The organism is Polymorphospora sp. NPDC051019 (genome assembly GCF_040683055.1).
GTDB lineage: Bacteria > Actinomycetota > Actinomycetes > Mycobacteriales > Micromonosporaceae > Polymorphospora > Polymorphospora lycopeni.
This window is the reverse complement of the sequence record NZ_JBFBCH010000017.1, coordinates 39,167-54,264: the sequence shown is the minus strand read 5'-3', so window position 1 is coordinate 54,264 and position 15,098 is coordinate 39,167. Positions and strand designations below refer to the sequence as shown.

Genomic DNA, 15,098 nt, shown 5'->3' with positions numbered 1-15,098 from the left:
CACAATCGTTCGCGATGATCAGAGTTACGAACGGACCGACTCTACCCGGCCCGGGAAGTTCATCAGTTGCACAGCGGCAAGGACGCCCGTCGAACCTTTAGTTTTCTTTAGGTCACCCTTTACTGAAGCTTATTTGTTCTTTTCCAGCCTCTTATGCTCCCTTAGTGTCCGTTTTGAAACGCCGCATAGGTCCGGATTACAGATTGCGGAACGAGCGTGTCCACACCGGTCCGCCCAGGGGTCGGTGGACCGGTCAGCGGGTGTGGTCGAGCACGACCTTGCCGAAGACGTTTCCGGAGTGCAGCCGGGCGAACGCCTCCCCCACCGCGGAGAACCCGTGCACGCTGTCGACCACCGGTCGCACCGACCGGTCCCGACACAGGGCGAGCAGGTCACGCAGCTCGGCCGGGGTGCCCATCGACGTGCCCAGGATTTCCAACTGCATGGCGAAGACCCGCCGCAGGTTGACCTTCGGCTCGTGTCCGGCGGTCGCACCGGAGACGACGATGCGGCCGCCCGTCGCGGCGGACTTCAGCGAGTGGTCGAACGTCGCCGCCCCGACGGTCTCGATCACCACGCCGACCCGTTCCGGCAGGCGGGCGCCGGGTTCCAGCGCCGTCGCCCCCAGTCCGGCGATCCGGTCCCGCTTGGCGGCATCGCGGCTGGTCGCGTAGACCCGCTTGCCGAGCGCGAGGGCGAGCACCACGGCGGCGGTGGCGACCCCACCGCCGGCCCCCTGCACGAGTACCGCCTCGGCCTCGTCGACCCGCCCCTTCGTGGTGAGCATCCGGTAGGCCGTCAGCCAGGCCGTCGGCAGGCAGGCCGCGTCGGTGAACGACAGCTCCGCGGGCTTGGGCACCAGGTTGGCGCGCGGCACCGCCACCCGCTCCGCGAAGGTGCCCTGGTGGTGCTCGGACAGGATGGACATGCCCCGGGGATCCGCCGGGGTCGGCACCACCGGGTAGACGACCACTTCGTTGCCCCGGTCGTCGATCCCGGCCGCGTCGCAGCCGAGGATCATCGGCAACTGCGCGGCGCCGAGGCCGACGCCGCGCAGTGACCACAGGTCGTGGTGGTTGAGCGAGCTGGCCCGCACCTCGACGGTCACCCAGTCGTCGTCGGGCAGCACCGGTTCGGGCCGGTCGCCGACGGCAAGGGCCGCGAGCGGGTTGTCATCGTCGAACTTCGAGGCGTAGGCGGCGCGCATGTCCGGACGCTAGCAGCGCCCCCGACCCCCTTCAAGATCATGCACTCTCGATCACGGTGATCAGGGACCAAGCCGGGCGTGTCCTCGGTGTGTCGTGCGACGTACTCCCTGATCACCCGGATCTTGACGGCCCGAACGGACCGGGCCCCGACGAAACTGGGGCCGGCCCGTTCGGGCCGGCCCCAGTTCGGAAACCGTCAGGCGCGGGCGACGCCGTCGCGACGGGCGGCGGCGGCCACGGCGGCGGCGACCGCCGGAGCCACCCGGGGGTCGAGCGGCGAGGGCACGATCGCGTCGGCGCTCAGCGCCTCGGCGACCACGCCTGCGATCGCGTCCGCCGCGGCGACCTTCATCCCGTCGGTGATCGCGGTCGCCCGGGCGTCGAGCGCCCCCCGGAAGATGCCCGGGAAGGCGAGCACGTTGTTGATCTGGTTGGGGAAGTCGCTGCGGCCGGTGGCGACCACGGCGGCGTGCCGGGCGGCCACGTCGGGGTGCACCTCGGGGGTCGGGTTGGCCAGGGCGAACACGATGCCACCCGGCGCCATGCCGGCGACCGCCTCCTCGGCGATCTGGCCGCCGGACACCCCGATCAGCACGTCCGCGCCGGCCAGCGCGTCGGCGATGCCGCCGGTACGGCCCGCGGAGTTGGTGAGTTCGGCGAGTTCGGCCTTCGTCGGGCCGAGGTCGGCGCGGTCGCGGTGGATGATCCCGCGGGAGTCGCAGACGACGGTGTCACCGGCGCTGACCCCGCCGGCGAACAGCATCTTCGCCACCGCCACCCCGGCCGCGCCGGCGCCGCTGATGACCACCCGCAGGTCGCCGAGCTTGCGGTCGAGCAGGGCGGCGGCGTTGCGCAGCGCGGCGAGTACGACGATCGCGGTGCCGTGCTGGTCGTCGTGGAAGATCGGGATCGGCAGCGCCTCGTCGAGCCGGCGCTCGATCTCGAAGCAGCGGGGCGCGCTGATGTCCTCCAGGTTGATGCCCCCGAACGACGGTGCGAGCGCGGTGACCACCGAGACGATCTCGTCGACGTCCTGGGTGTCGAGGCAGATCGGCACCGCGTCGACGCCGCCGAACTGCTTGAACAGGACCGCCTTGCCCTCCATGACCGGCATCGCCGCGCGGGGGCCGATGTTGCCCAGCCCGAGTACGGCGGAGCCGTCGGTGACCACCGCGACCGTGTGCGAAACCCACGTGTAGTCGTCGACGAGCGACTCGTCGGCGGCGATCGCCTCACACACGCGGGCGACGCCGGGGGTGTAGGCGAGTGAGAGATCCTCCCGGCTGGTGAGCGGCACGGTCGAGGCGACGACCATCTTGCCGCCCCGGTGCAACTCGAAGACCGGGTCGCCGTCCAGCGAGGGAGCGACGGTATCGGAAGGGTCCACAATAGACGAAGACATGGTGACTCCTGGAGCGTCGAGCGTACGGTCCGACCGGCTCGGGTGCTAGGTCTGCGCTGGCCGGCGGTGCGGCGCGGGGGTCACCCGGTTCACGGCAACCGAGCATAGTGTCGGCCCCGGAAGGCGCCTGTGACCAGGGTCATACCGGTCGGTAACGCGGCCGTCCGGGCCTCGGCCAGTAGCGCAACAGGACCCGACCGCGTACGTCGGCTACGCCGTACGCACGGGAGTCGTCGGTCACCAGCTCGTTGTCACCGCGTACCCACCAACCGCCGTCGTCGGCACGGACGGCGCGCTTGACGACCAGCAGGTCCGGCCGGGTCCGGAAGGTCGCCACCACGATGTCGCCAGGTCGGACCGCGCGCCCCCCGCGCCGGACCAGCAGGAGGTCGCCGTGCCGCAGCGTCGGCGCCATCGACGGTCCCCTGACCAGTACGGCGAACAGCCCGAACGGGTTCGGCACAGGTTTCACCTCCGTCCCGCGGGGCACGGGTCTCAGGAGTAGTGTCGGCTCGGATCATCGCAAACATCTCATGGAGGCGTCCTGATGCGACTTCCACGCATTCTTACCCCGCGCACCGTCGTGAGCGCGCACTGCGACCTGCCGTGCGGTGTCTACGACCCGGCCCAGGCCCGCATCGAGGCCGAGTCGATCAAGGGCATCATCGAGAAGTACCAGGCGAACGAGGACCCGGAGTTCCGCACCCGGGCGCTCATCATCAAGGAGCAGCGCGCCGAGCTGGTCAAGCACCACCTGTGGGTGCTGTGGACCGACTACTTCAAGGCCCCGCACTTCGAGAAGTACCCGCACCTGCACCAGCTCTTCAACGAGACCACCAAGCTGGCCGGCGCGTCCGGCGCCAAGGGCTCGACCGACCTGGCCAAGGCGGACGAGCTGCTCCAGAAGATCGACGAGATCGCGAAGATCTTCTGGGAGACCAAGCAGGCGTGACCGGAGCCCCACCCGGCCCGACCGTACGGCCGGCACGTCCCGCTGACGTGCCGGCCGTCGTCGCGATGGTGCACGAACTCGCCGAATACGAGCGGGCGCCGGAACTGTGCCACCTGACCGAGGCGCAACTGTCGGTCGCGCTCTTCGGCCCCCGACCCGCGCTGTTCGGTCACGTGGCGGTCGACGCCGCCGACACGCCGGTCGGCTATGCCCTGTGGTTCCTCAACTTCTCCACCTGGGAAGGCGTGCACGGCATCTACCTGGAGGACCTCTACGTACGGCCGGCGGCCCGGGGCACCGGCGCGGGCCGGCTGCTGCTGTCGACGCTGGCCGGCATCTGCGTGGCGCGCGGTTACGCCCGGCTGGAGTGGTGGGTGCTCAACTGGAATCCGGCCCGCGACTTCTACCACGCCATCGGCGCGGGGCCGATGGACGAGTGGGTGCCCTACCGCCTGACGGGCCCGGCGCTCGTCACCCTCGCCGCGGCGGTCACCCCGCCGGTGGGGTAGCCCGTCCCCCCTTTCGGCACCGCCGCGCACGAGGGGTGCTCCGGGGCGGTAGAGTCCGCCATCGGGGGGAGGGCATGGTGGGCCAGCTCGCGACAGACTTCCAGCCGATGGTCGATGACGACATCGTGCTGTTGACCGTGCCCGCCGACGGTGGTTACCTCGGCGTGCTCCGTACGGCTACCGCCGGGCTCGCCGCCCGGCTCCAGTTCGCCCTCGACGAGATCGAGGATCTGCGGATCGCGGTCGACGAGGCGTGCGCCATGCTGCTCGCCATCGCCCCCCGGGGCACCGAGCTGCGGTGCCGCTTCGCGGTGACCGACGACGCGCTCACCGTCGAGGTCACGGTCCCGACGGTGCCGGAGGCCCGGCTGCCGTCGGAGTCGTCGTTCGCCTGGAAGGTGCTGACCGCCCTGACCACGTCGGCCTCGGCGACCGCGTCGGGCAGCGAGGCGACGATCAGGCTGCTCAGCCGCCGCGCCACCGCACACTGACGGCCGGCCCGGCTACCCCAGCCCGAGCGCCCTGGTGGTCGGCGGGCTCACCAGCAGCGCGGTCACCAGCAGACCGAGCACGATCAACGGCAGCCCCAACCAGGCCAGGCCGCCCTGGATCATGTAGTAGCCGACCGGCAGCAGCATGAGCTGGAGCACGATCGCCGGCGCCCGTGCGCCGGCCCGGCGCCGTCGCAGCGCCACCGCGAGCGCCCAGAGGGCCAGCGCCCCGGCGACCGCGAACGCGGTCAGCAGCAGCGCGGTCGCGAGATCGTTGGCGGTGGCGGTCAGGTCCTGCCAGACGAGGTAGGCCGCGACCAGGCCGAGCGCGACCGCCTCACCGATCAGCAGCCGTACGGCCCAGCGCAGTGGCGGCGGTGGTGGGGCCGCCTGGTCCGAGGTCGTCACGGCGCCACGATACCCGCGCCGGTGCGCGGTACAGTCCCGGGAATGCGGGCCCTCCTGGTGGTCAATCCGAAAGCCACCACGACCAGCGAACGCGGCCGTGACGTGCTCGTCCGGGCGCTCAGCACCGAGGTCGACCTCACGGTGCGCTACACCCGTCGGCGCGGCCACGCGGTGGCGCTCGCCCGGGAGGCGGCCGAGCAGGGCATCGACCTGGTGGTGGCGCTGGGCGGCGACGGCACGGTCAACGAGACCGTGAACGGTCTGATGACCGCGGCGCCGCCCACCGTCGACCCGGCGCAGCCGCCGGCGACCCGGTTGCCGGCCCTGGCGGTGGTGCCCGGCGGGTCGACGAACGTCTTCGCCCGTGCCCTCGGCCTGCCGAAGGGGTGGGCGGAGGGCACCAGCGTGATCCTGGAGGGACTGCGGCTGGGCCGCTACCGCACGATCGGGCTGGGGCTGGCCGACGACCGCTACTTCACGTTCTGCGCGGGGTTCGGGCTGGACGCCGAGGTGATCCGGCGGGTCGAGGGCGCCCGCCGGCGCGGTCGGGTGTCGACGCCGGGGCTCTACATGCGTTCGATCCTCAACCGCTACTTCCTGGCGTCGGACCGCCGGCATCCGGCGATGACGCTGGAGCGGCCGGGCGAGGAGGACGTGCCGGAGCTGGCGACGGCGATCATCCAGAACACCGCGCCGTGGACCTACCTCGGTGACCGGCCGGTGAACCCCAACCCGAACGCCTCCTTCGACCTGGGGCTCGACGTGCTGGCGCTGCGCCGGCTGCGGGTGCCGACCACGGCGTTGACGATGGCGCAGTTCATCACCCGCGACGCCGGCCCGCAGGGTCGGCACGTGCTGCGGCTGCACGACCTGGCGGAGTTCACCCTCGTGTCGGACCGCCCGCAGGCGTTCCAGCTCGACGGCGACTACCTCGGCGAGCGGGAGAAGGTCCGGTTCACAGCTGTGACGGACGCGTTAAGAGTAATCTGCTGAGACGTGGGTAAGCGGTGTTGCGACCGGTCGCACAAGAGCGCCGCGAGACACCTGCCTGATATGCCTGCAATGTCGGGCGGACTGTACTACATTGACTAGTGGCTGTGGCACACCGGTTGCCGGCAAGCGCTGGAAATCGGACAAAGGGGTCGTGAGCTTGCTCACCCGTTCAGATTTTTTCTGAGCGCCACCCTTGACATCGCCAGAGTTCGTGAAAGCATTCACAAGCGAACTGAGTTACCGGGATGTTGCGCGGACGTGCCCATTGCGGCACGCACCGATCGATCTCCCAAGGTTTTCAAAGCTTGCTCACGCACTGCTGATCCGACGGCTGCACTCCGTCGCGTACCAGCCGTGCGGATGCATATAGGAAATAAAGATCAGCGTGTTTATCACCACCGATCAAGAATGAGGAGTGTTGCCGCCATGGACTGGCGCCACCATGCTGCCTGCCGCGATGAGGACCCGGAACTGTTCTTCCCGATCGGGACGTCCGGCCCCGCTCTGCTGCAGGTGGAGCAGGCCAAAGCCGTCTGTCGGCGCTGCCCCGCGACCGACGAGTGCCTCAAGTGGGCGCTCGAGTCCGGTCAGGACGCCGGCGTCTGGGGCGGAATGAGCGAGGAAGAGCGGCGCGCCGTTAAGCGCCGCGGTGGCCTTCGGGTCCTGCGCGCTCACTCCGCCTGACCAACGAGCTTCACAGCGAAACGCCCCGGGTACTCCCGGGGCGTTTCGCTGTATCTGAGTTCTGTACACCTTTAGCTACGCAGCGGGTGCGTCCCGGCGAATGCGAACCGCCGAAGGATCGGCACCCCATCGAACGCCGACTATTCACTCGGTAACGGTGAGGAATACGGGCAGTCAGGCCGCGAGGAGTGGTATCGGAGATCTGCCGGCCAATTCCACCCGCGCGAGGACCAGCCGGGCGATTTCCGGAGCGCCCTCCAGTGGCCCGGCGACGCCGACCGCACCCGCCGACCGCGCCGCCGCGGCCGCCTCGGCGTACAACCGTCCGGGGGCGAGGAAATACGCCGCCATCCCGACCCGATGGGCGCCACGGGCCCGGAGCCGGGCGACCGCCGTACCGACGGCCGGCGGCGCGGCGGACGCGTACGCGGCCACACAGGGCACTCCCAGGGCCGTGCCGAGCGCGGCCGCCGCCAGGTCGACCGTGGCCCGCGCCGCCGCGTCCCGGGTGCCCGCGGCGGCGAGCACCACGGCGTCGAACCCGGTGCCGGCCGCGGCCAGCCGCCGCACCAGCCCGGCCAGCAGCCACCGGTCGACGATCCCACCGGCCGGCCCGAGCACCTCGGTGACCCGTACCGGGATCCGCAGCCCGGCCGCGTAGGCGTCGGCAACCGCCGCCGGCACGTCGACCCGGCCGTGATAGGCGGCGGTGAGCAGCAGCGGCACCAGCGTGGCCCCGGGGTGCCCGGCGGCGGCCAGGGCGTGCAGCACGTCGGCGGGGCGCGGCGTGGTGTGGTCCAGGTAGGCGGGATGGACCGCGACGGCCGGGTCGGCGGCCTCGACCGCACGCGCCAGCGCGCGGGTGGCGGCGGCCGCCCGGGGATCGCGGCTGCCGTGGGCGACCAGGACGACCGGCGACGCCGTCAGCCGGCCGCTGCGACCACCGGAACGGTCAGGTGTGGAGGCCACACTCGGTCTTCTCGAACATCGCCCAGCGGCCCGCCCGGGGGTCCTCGCCGGCCTTCGTACGCCGCGTGCACGGCCAGCAGCCGATCGAGGTGTAGCCCTGCCGGAACAACTCGTTCACCGGCACGTTCCACCGCGAGATGTACGCGTCGACGTCGCCCTGGGTCCACGCCGCGATCGGGTTGACCTTCACCCGGCCCCGGCGGGCGTCGAACGTCACCACCGGCGTGTTGGCGCGGGTCGGCGACTCGTCGCGGCGCAACCCGGCCGCCCACGCGTCGTAGTCGCCGAGCGCCCGCTCCAGCGGCTCCACCTTGCGCAGCGCGCAGCACTCGTCGGGCGCCTTCGAGAACAGCCGCGGGCCGTACTCGCCGTCCTGCTGGCCGACGGTCATCCGGGCCCGGATCGACCGGACGTTGACCGGCAGCGTGCGGGCGACCGTGTCGCGCACCTTCAGCGTCTCCGGGAAATGCAGCCCGGTGTCGAGGAAGACCACGTCGACGCCGGGCGCGACCCGCGACACCAGGTGGGCCAGCACCGCGTCGGCCATCGAACTGGTGACACAGAACCGGTCACCGAACTCCTCCGCCGCCCAGCGGGCGATCTCCTCGGCCGGGGCGCCCTCCAGTTCGCGGGCCGCCTCCTCGGCGAGCGACTTCAACTCCTCGGGACGCCGGCGCGCCGGTGCGACCGGTCCGGCGAGACTGACCAGGCCGAGGTCCGTGGCGGAAACCGGGATCATCGGGTCACCCCCTTCGTGAGCAGGCCGTTGAACTTCACGGTGAAGACCCGGGCGCAGGCGTGGCACTCCCAGGCGCCGTGCGACTCCTCGTTGGGCCGCAGGTTCTCCTCGCCGCAGTAAGGGCAGTACAGCGGCGCCGCCCGCTCGCTCACGACGTCACCTCGCTGCGCTCGGCGCCGCCGTGTCCGGCACTGAGCCCCTTGGCTCGCTCGCTCACCGCAGTTCCTCCTCGTCGACGCGGACGACCCAGTCGGCGAACGACTCGCCGTCGGTCCGGCCGGCCAGGTAGCGGCGGGCCAGCCGCTCGACGTACTCGGGAAGCTCCTCGGCGGTGGTCTTGAGACCGCGCAGCTTGCGGCCGAACCCGGCGGTCTGGCCCTGGGCCATGCCGAGGCCGCCGCCCAGGTGCACCTGGTAGCCCTCGACCTGGCGGCCGTCCGGGCCGACCACGAGCTGGCCCTTCAGGCCGATGTCGGCGACCTGGGTGCGGGCGCAGGCGTTCGGGCAGCCGTTGATGTGGATCGAGATGTCGGCGTCGAACTCGCGCAGCCGTTCCTCCAGCCGGGCGACCAGTTCCATGCCGCGGGCCTTGGTCTCGACGATCGCGAGCTTGCAGTACTCGATGCCGGTGCAGGCCATCGTGCCGCGCCGCCACGCCGACGGCCGGGCCTCCAGCCCGATCTCCCGTAGCGCGGTCACCAGCGGCTCGACCCGGTCCGACTCAAGATCAAGAACCAGGAGCTTCTGGTACGGCGTCAGCCGTACCCGGTCGCTGCCGGCGGCTTCCACCACGTCGGCGAGCCGGGCGAGCTGCGATCCGGAGACCCGGCCGACGACCGGGGCGGCGCCGACGTAGGACCGGCCGTCCTTCTGCTCGTGCACCCCGATGTGGTCGATCGGCTTGCCGGGCAGTTCGGGCGCCGGCCCGTCGAGCATGGTCCGGCCGAGGTACTCCTTCTCCAGGATCTCCCGGAACTTCTCCACGCCCCAGTCGGCGACCAGGAACTTCAGCCGGGCCCGGTGCCGCAGCCGGCGGTATCCGTAGTCGCGGAAGATCGACACCACGCCGACCCAGACGTCGGGCACCTCGCTGAGCGGCACCCAGACGCCGAGCCGCTGGGCGAGCATCGGGTTGGTGCTCAGCCCGCCGCCGACCCAGAGGTCGAAGCCGGGGCCGTGCTCGGGGTGGTCGACGCCGACGAACGAGACGTCGTTGACCTCGTACGGCGTGTCGGCCAGCCAGGAGATCGACGACTTGAACTTGCGCGGCAGGTTGGAGAAGGCGGGGTCGCCGACGTAGCGGGCCACGATCTCGTCGATGGCCGACGTGGGGTCGAGCAGTTCGTCGGCGGCCACCCCGGCGACCGGGCTGCCGAGCACGATGCGCGGGCAGTCGCCGCACGCCTCGGTGGTCTCCAGGCCGACGGCCTCCAGCCGGCGCCAGATCTCCGGCATGTCCTCGACCCGGATCCAGTGCAGCTGGATGTTCTGCCGGTCGGTGATGTCGGCGGTGTCCCGGGCGAACTCCTGCGAGATGTCCGCGATGACCCGCAACTGGGCCAGGTTGAGCTGTCCGCCGTCGATGCGGACCCGGAGCATGAAGTATTCGTCTTCCAGCTCGTGCGGCTCCAGGACGGCGGTGCGTCCGCCGTCGATGCCGGCCTTGCGCTGGGTGTAGAGGCCCCACCAGCGGAACCGGCCGCGCAGGTCCTGCGGGTCGATCGAGGCGAAGCCGCCCCGGGCGTAGATGTTCTCGATCCGGGCCCGTACGTTGAGCGGGTTGTCGTCCTTCTTCGTCCGCTCGTTGGGGTTGAGCGGCTCGCGGTGGCCGACCGCCCACTGCCCCTCGCCACGTGGTTTACGGGCCGCCCGGGCGGCCGGGCGCGGGGCTGCCGTGCCGCCGGACGCGCCGGCGCGGGTCGGGGTGTCGCTGACCGCCATCGCGGCGTCCTCCTGCTTGGGGATTGCTCTGCGGTGGACACGCGGTGTGCGAGCGGCCGCCCCGCCTGTGATGCGGGGCCTGACGACGTCGGTGTCGGGAGCCGGCGCGGTGCGCGCCCGAGAGAGAGTTTTCGGGCGGGGTCAGTGGGCCGGACAGATGGCGCTGCGGACGCGGCCGTAGTCCACGTGGCGGCGTGCCACGAGACGGCGGTCGACAGCGTCGGTCATGCCGACCATGCTGCCACACCCGGGTCCCACCAGCCAGAGTGTGCGGTTTCGATCCCACATGACGGTCCGGCTGTGGGAGGCTTCACAACAGGCGGGGAATAGCCGACCAATCAGAGCCAATGCCTTCTAGAGGGGCATTTTGCCACTTCGGATCGCGTCACGCGGCGACCCTCGACCGGGCCGTACGGCATGGTGGTGGCCGGCCCTGGCGACACTGGCGGTGACCCTGGTCCAACTCGGCCGGCCGCAGCCCTGGCGGGACGAGCTGGCCACCTGGAGCGCCGCCACCCGCGACCTGTCCGACCTGCTCCGGATGGCCCGGACCGTCGACGCCAGCGCGACGCCGTACTACCTGTTCATGCACGGCTGGACCGGCCTCTTCGGTGACTCCCCCACCGCGCTGCGGCTGCCGTCCGCCCTGGCGATGACCGCCGCCGCCGCGCTGGCCGCGGTCCTCGGCGGTCGCCTCCTCGGTCCCGGCACCGGGCTGCTCGCCGGGCTGCTCTTCGCCGTCGTGCCCAGCACCTCCCGGTACGGGCAGGAGGCCCGGCCGTACGCGCTCGTCACGATGCTGGCCGTGCTGGCCACCCTGCTGCTGGTCCGGGCGATCGACCGGCCCGGGTGGTGGCGCTGGCTCGCGTACGGGCTCGCGGTGGCCGGGCTCGGCCTCGGCCACCTCGTCGCGGCGACGCTGCTCGCCGGCCATGCCGTCGCCGTCCTGCTCGCCCTGCGGCGGACCCGGGACCGGCGCCTGCTGCGCTGGCCGGTGGCCCTGCTGCCGGCGGTGGCGGCGGTCACCCCGCTGGTGCTGCTCGGCGGCGGGCAGCACCAGCGGCAGCTCGACTGGGTGGGCCGGCCCGGCCTCGGCGAACTGGTGCGGTTTCCCGGCGGGGTGACCGGCGCGGCGGCGGTCGGCGGGGCGCTGGCCGTGCTGGCCGCCCTCGGGCTCGCCACGCTGCTCCACCGAGCCGGTACGGCCGACGGAGCCGCCCGAGCCGGTACGGCCGACGGAGCCGCCCGGCCCGACCCGGCCGGTGCGGACAGCGACGCCGGCACGGGTGACCCGGGCGGCCCGGCCGCCGCCCACCCAGGCCGCATCGGGCGGCGGGGGTGGGCGGTGGTGCTCGGGGCGTGCGTGCTGCTACCGGTTGCCGTGCTGTTCGTCGCGGGGCTGGTGACCCCGCTGTGGGTGCCCCGCTACCTGGTCTTCACCGTGCCGTTCGCCGGCCTGCTCGCGGGTGCCGCCCTGGCCGCCGTCGACGTGCGCGCCGCGCTGCCGGTGGTCGCCGTGGTCGCCGTACTCGGTGGGCCGGAACAGGCCGGCATGCGCCGGACCCACGAGTGGCCGCGGACGCGGCCGGTCGACTACGCCGCCGCGGCGCGGATCATCGACGCGGGCGACCGGCCCGGCGACGCCGTCGTCTACTCGCCCCGCGACGGCTGGCGGTTCCTGGACCTCGCGCTCGCCTACCACCTGCGCGACGGACGGCCGGACGACCTGCTCGCGGTCCGGGACCCGGTACGCGCCGGCAGCCTGTGGGCCGACGAGTGCGCCGATCCGGCCCCCTGTCTGGCGCCGGCCGGCCGGGTATGGCTGCTGCTCTCCGGCGAGCACGGCGCCGATCCGCTGGCGGCGGTGCCGGAGCCGAAGGCGGGCGCGCTGCGGGCGGGCTTCACCGTGGACCACACCTGGACCGTCGACGGCCTGACCGTCGCCCTGCTGTCACCCACCCCCCGCTGACCCCGCCCCGGGTCCTCGCCGCAGATCCGCAAGATCGTCGTGATCAGGGAGTTTGCACCCCGCCGCGCCGACGACACGCCCGACCTGGTCCCTGATCACGCGGATCATGGGCGGAAGAGAAGAGAAGAGGAGAGGGCGTCAGCGTTTGGTCAGCGGGACTACCAGGATCGCCTCGGTGCCGCCCTCGGCGCGGTTGCGCAACTCGATGGTGCCGCGCAGCTCGCCGGTGGCCAGGGCGCGGACGATCTGCAGGCCGAGCCGGCCACCCCGCTCGGCGTCGAAGTCGGCCGGCAGGCCACGACCGCTGTCGGCCACCGTCGCGTGCAACTGCTTGCGGAACCGGTAGGCCGAGACCACGACCTCGGCCGGCGCGGCGGCCGCCGATTCCTCGCCGGGCGGCGGAAACCCGTGCTCGACCGCGTTGAGCAGCAACTCGTTGAGCACCATCGCGAGCGAGGTGGCGATCTCCGCCGGCAGGACCCCGAAGGTGCCCTCCCGGCGCATCCGGATCGGGGTCTCGGTGCTCGCCACCTCGGCCGCCGCCACCGCGATCCGGTCGATGATCTGGTCGAACTCCACCTCTTCGTCGGTCGACATCGACAGCGTCTCGTGGACGATCGCGATCGACGCGACCCGGCGTACGGACTCCTCCAGCGCCGCCTTCGCCGCCGGGATGCCGACCCGCCGGGCCTGCAGCCGGAGCAGGGCGGCGACCGTCTGCAGGTTGTTCTTGACCCGGTGGTGGATCTCCCGGATGGTGGCGTCCTTGGTGATCAGCGCCCGGTCGCGCCGGCGTACCTCGGTGATGTCACGGACCAGGACCAGCGCGCCGATCGGCACCCCGGCGGGCATCAGCGGCAGGGCACGGGTGAGCACGGTGGCGCCCCGGGCGTCGATCTCCTGCCGGCTCGGCGCCTCGCCGCCCAGCGCGGCGAGCACCCGGTTGGCGGCCTCGGTGCCCTCCAGCGGGTCGTCGGCGAGCCGGCCACTGAGCGCCGCCAGGTCCTCGCCGACCAGGTGCGACGCGAACCCCAGCCGCCGGTAGGCGGACTGGGCGTTGGGGCTGGCGTAGGTGACCTTGCCGCTGGCGTCGAGGCGGACCAGGCCGTCGCCGACGCGCGGCGCCGACGTGGTCTCTCCCGGCCGGCGCGGTGGCGGGAAGGTGCCGTCGGCGACCATCTGGGCGAGGTCGTCGGCGGTGGTGAGGTAGTTCAGTTCGAGCTGGCTTGGGGTGCGGGCGGTGGACAGGTTGGTGTCCCGGCCGATGACCGCGATCACCTCGCCGGACTCGCCGTCGGCGGCCCGCAGCCGGACCGGGATCGCCTCGTGCCGGGCCGGGGTGTCGCCGTACCAGACGGGGTCGCCCTCCCGCCAGATCCGGCCCTGCCGGTAGGCGATGGTCAGGTGGGCGACCTCGGGCCCACCGACGATCCGGCCGACCTGGTCGTCGAGGTACGCCGTCGGCGCGGTCGTCGGGCGCACCTGGGCGACGCACAGGAACGACTCGGCGTCCTCGTCGATCGGCACCCAGAGCAGCAGGTCGGCGAAGGACAGGTCGGAGAGGAGCTGCCAGTCGCCGGCGATGCGGTGCAGGTGGTCGATGTCGACCGGGCGCAGCCCGGTGTGCTCCTCGACGAGGTCACGCAGCGTGGACACCGGGACAGCCTCCCACGGGTGGCGTCAGAGCGTCGACGTGACCTTCTTCAGGCCGCGTGGCGCGTCCGGGTCCTCGCCGCGGGCCAGCGCCAGGGCCAGCGCGAGCTGCTGCACCGGCAGGATGTCGAGCAGCGGGGCGTACCTCTCGTCCACCGGCGGCACGGCGATCCGGCTGGCGGACCCGGCGACGTCGCCGGGTCCGATCGCGACGACATCGGCCCGGCGTTCGCCGAGCTTGGCCAGCACCTCGCGCATCGACTCCCCGCCGGGACCGGCACCGACGACGGCCAGCACCGGCACGTCCGGGTCGGCCATCGCGAGCGGCCCGTGCAGCAGGTCGGCGCCGGAGAACGCGAGTGCGGGCAGGTAGGACGTCTCCATCAGTTTCAGCGCGGCCTCGCGGGCGGTCGGATAGGCGTACCCCCGGCCGGTGGTGACCATCCGGGCGGCGAACCGGTAGCGCGGCGCGAGACCGCGGGCGGTCGGGTCGTCGAGCAGCCGGGCGGCGAGGTCGGGCAGCGCGGCCAGGGCGTCGCGTTCCTCGGCGGGCAGTACGCCGTCGCCGGCGCGTACGCCTTCGACGAGCATGAGCAGGGCGAACAGTTCGGCCGTGTACGTCTTGGTGGCGGCGACCGCGCGCTCGTGCCCGGCGGCGACGTCGATGGCGAGTTCGGCGGTCTCGGCCAGCGGCGACGACGGGTTGTTGGTGACGGCGAGGGTGAGCGCGCCGGAGGCCCGCGCCACCCGGAGCACCTCGGTCAGGTCGGGTGAGCCGCCGCTCTGGCTGACCCCGACGACGAGGGCGTCGGACAGGTCGGGGCGGGCGCCGAAGACGGTGACGGCGCTCGGCGAGGCGAGGCCGGCGGGCAGGCCGAGGCGGATCTCGGTGAGGTACGCGGCGTAGAGCGCGGCGTGGTCGGAGGTGCCCCGGGCGGTGAAGACGACGTGCCGGGGGCGGCGGGCGGCGACGGCGGCGGCCACCTCGGCGATCGGGTCGGCGTGGACCGGCTCCAGCAGGCGGGCGTAGCCGGCCGGCTGTTCGGCGATGTCGGCGGCCATGCCCGCGCCGGGCTGTGGGACCGGATTCTCCCCCATGTCGACCTCCCCGCTCATGCGCGCTTCCCGCGCGTTTCATGCGCAGCTTTGCACGGTACAGCCAAATCTCGCAACTATTCGC

Annotated in this window: 16 protein-coding genes; 6 read left to right on the top strand and 10 right to left on the bottom strand. The window is 72.5% G+C overall.

The genetic code is table 11. The annotated features are described in order from the left end of the window. Positions 1–253 precede the first annotated feature (253 nt). The 3 genes from AB0M79_RS25975 to AB0M79_RS25965 form a co-directional block, all read right to left on the bottom strand. Entirely contained in the window at positions 254–1,207 is a 954-nt protein-coding gene (locus AB0M79_RS25975; RefSeq protein ID WP_364218226.1) for a zinc-binding dehydrogenase, read from the bottom strand. A gap of 197 nt (positions 1,208–1,404) precedes the next feature. Further along, a complete protein-coding gene (locus tag AB0M79_RS25970; protein ID WP_364218224.1) occupies positions 1,405–2,610 on the bottom strand; it encodes an NADP-dependent malic enzyme in 1,206 nt (401 codons plus the stop codon). Between the two features lie 139 nt (positions 2,611–2,749). Continuing rightward, positions 2,750–3,073 (bottom strand): S26 family signal peptidase, encoded by a 324-nt coding sequence (locus tag AB0M79_RS25965; RefSeq protein ID WP_364218222.1) that lies wholly within the window; start codon positions 3,071–3,073, stop codon positions 2,750–2,752. 84 nt (positions 3,074–3,157) lie between these two features. On the opposite strand from AB0M79_RS25965, the gene sodN reads away from it, so the two are divergent. The 3 genes from sodN to AB0M79_RS25950 all read left to right on the top strand — a co-directional run bounded on the left by sodN (position 3,158) and on the right by AB0M79_RS25950 (position 4,562). Beyond that, positions 3,158–3,562 (top strand): superoxide dismutase, Ni, encoded by a 405-nt coding sequence (gene sodN, locus AB0M79_RS25960; RefSeq protein WP_357533201.1) that lies wholly within the window; start codon positions 3,158–3,160, stop codon positions 3,560–3,562. 65 nt (positions 3,563–3,627) lie between these two features. After that, a complete protein-coding gene (locus tag AB0M79_RS25955; protein ID WP_364218420.1) occupies positions 3,628–4,071 on the top strand; it encodes a GNAT family N-acetyltransferase in 444 nt (147 codons plus the stop codon). 107 nt (positions 4,072–4,178) lie between these two features. Then, positions 4,179–4,562: an ATP-binding protein gene (locus AB0M79_RS25950; RefSeq protein WP_357533202.1), complete on the top strand. Its 384-nt coding sequence runs from the start codon at positions 4,179–4,181 to the stop codon at positions 4,560–4,562. 12 nt (positions 4,563–4,574) lie between these two features. Here the strand turns inward: AB0M79_RS25950 and AB0M79_RS25945 are convergent, their stop codons facing one another. Then, complete coding sequence (locus AB0M79_RS25945; RefSeq protein WP_364218219.1) at positions 4,575–4,970, bottom strand: hypothetical protein; 396 nt, start codon at positions 4,968–4,970, stop codon at positions 4,575–4,577. Between the two features lie 42 nt (positions 4,971–5,012). On the opposite strand from AB0M79_RS25945, the gene AB0M79_RS25940 reads away from it, so the two are divergent. Both AB0M79_RS25940 and AB0M79_RS25935 read left to right on the top strand, forming a co-directional pair. Then, entirely contained in the window at positions 5,013–5,963 is a 951-nt protein-coding gene (locus AB0M79_RS25940) for a diacylglycerol kinase family protein (RefSeq protein WP_357533206.1), read from the top strand. A gap of 426 nt (positions 5,964–6,389) precedes the next feature. Continuing rightward, entirely contained in the window at positions 6,390–6,647 is a 258-nt protein-coding gene (locus tag AB0M79_RS25935) for a WhiB family transcriptional regulator (RefSeq protein WP_212826726.1), read from the top strand. A 174-nt stretch (positions 6,648–6,821) separates the two neighbouring features. Here AB0M79_RS25935 and AB0M79_RS25930 read toward each other — a convergent pair whose 3' ends face one another. From AB0M79_RS25930 to AB0M79_RS25915, 4 genes are all read right to left on the bottom strand, one after another. Beyond that, positions 6,822–7,616 (bottom strand): CbiX/SirB N-terminal domain-containing protein, encoded by a 795-nt coding sequence (locus AB0M79_RS25930; protein WP_364218216.1) that lies wholly within the window; start codon positions 7,614–7,616, stop codon positions 6,822–6,824. Next, positions 7,600–8,355, bottom strand: coding sequence for a phosphoadenylyl-sulfate reductase (locus tag AB0M79_RS25925; protein ID WP_364218214.1), 756 nt, complete (start codon positions 8,353–8,355; stop codon positions 7,600–7,602). Before AB0M79_RS25925 ends, AB0M79_RS25930 begins: the two co-directional genes overlap by 17 nt. Further along, positions 8,352–8,507, bottom strand: coding sequence for a hypothetical protein (locus tag AB0M79_RS25920; RefSeq protein WP_364218212.1), 156 nt, complete (start codon positions 8,505–8,507; stop codon positions 8,352–8,354). The genes AB0M79_RS25925 and AB0M79_RS25920 overlap by 4 nt, the downstream gene beginning before the upstream one ends. A gap of 61 nt (positions 8,508–8,568) precedes the next feature. After that, the gene (locus AB0M79_RS25915; protein ID WP_364218210.1) at positions 8,569–10,296 is read right to left on the bottom strand and encodes a nitrite/sulfite reductase; all 1,728 of its coding nucleotides are present in this window, start codon (positions 10,294–10,296) and stop codon (positions 8,569–8,571) included. Positions 10,297–10,675: 379 nt separating this feature from the next. On the opposite strand from AB0M79_RS25915, the gene AB0M79_RS25910 reads away from it, so the two are divergent. Beyond that, positions 10,676–12,265: a glycosyltransferase family 39 protein gene (locus tag AB0M79_RS25910; RefSeq protein WP_364218418.1), complete on the top strand. Its 1,590-nt coding sequence runs from the start codon at positions 10,676–10,678 to the stop codon at positions 12,263–12,265. A 138-nt stretch (positions 12,266–12,403) separates the two neighbouring features. On the opposite strand, the gene AB0M79_RS25905 is transcribed toward AB0M79_RS25910, so the two are convergent. Further along, positions 12,404–13,921: a histidine kinase N-terminal domain-containing protein gene (locus AB0M79_RS25905; protein ID WP_364218208.1), complete on the bottom strand. Its 1,518-nt coding sequence runs from the start codon at positions 13,919–13,921 to the stop codon at positions 12,404–12,406. A 24-nt stretch (positions 13,922–13,945) separates the two neighbouring features. Next, positions 13,946–14,980: an SIS domain-containing protein gene (locus tag AB0M79_RS25900; RefSeq protein ID WP_364218416.1), complete on the bottom strand. Its 1,035-nt coding sequence runs from the start codon at positions 14,978–14,980 to the stop codon at positions 13,946–13,948. Between the last annotated feature and the right edge of the window lie 118 nt (positions 14,981–15,098).

Coding starts and splice junctions, on each gene's coding strand:
- AB0M79_RS25975 (WP_364218226.1), bottom strand. CDS start 1,207: ATGCGCGCCGCCTACGCCTCGAAGTTCGACGATGACAACCCGCTCGCG.
- AB0M79_RS25970 (WP_364218224.1), bottom strand. CDS start 2,610: ATGTCTTCGTCTATTGTGGACCCTTCCGATACCGTCGCTCCCTCGCTG.
- sodN (WP_357533201.1), top strand. CDS start 3,158: ATGCGACTTCCACGCATTCTTACCCCGCGCACCGTCGTGAGCGCGCAC.
- AB0M79_RS25955 (WP_364218420.1), top strand. CDS start 3,628: ATGGTGCACGAACTCGCCGAATACGAGCGGGCGCCGGAACTGTGCCAC.
- AB0M79_RS25950 (WP_357533202.1), top strand. CDS start 4,179: ATGGTCGATGACGACATCGTGCTGTTGACCGTGCCCGCCGACGGTGGT.
- AB0M79_RS25940 (WP_357533206.1), top strand. CDS start 5,013: ATGCGGGCCCTCCTGGTGGTCAATCCGAAAGCCACCACGACCAGCGAA.
- AB0M79_RS25935 (WP_212826726.1), top strand. CDS start 6,390: ATGGACTGGCGCCACCATGCTGCCTGCCGCGATGAGGACCCGGAACTG.
- AB0M79_RS25925 (WP_364218214.1), bottom strand. CDS start 8,355: ATGATCCCGGTTTCCGCCACGGACCTCGGCCTGGTCAGTCTCGCCGGA.
- AB0M79_RS25915 (WP_364218210.1), bottom strand. CDS start 10,296: ATGGCGGTCAGCGACACCCCGACCCGCGCCGGCGCGTCCGGCGGCACG.
- AB0M79_RS25900 (WP_364218416.1), bottom strand. CDS start 14,980: ATGGCCGCCGACATCGCCGAACAGCCGGCCGGCTACGCCCGCCTGCTG.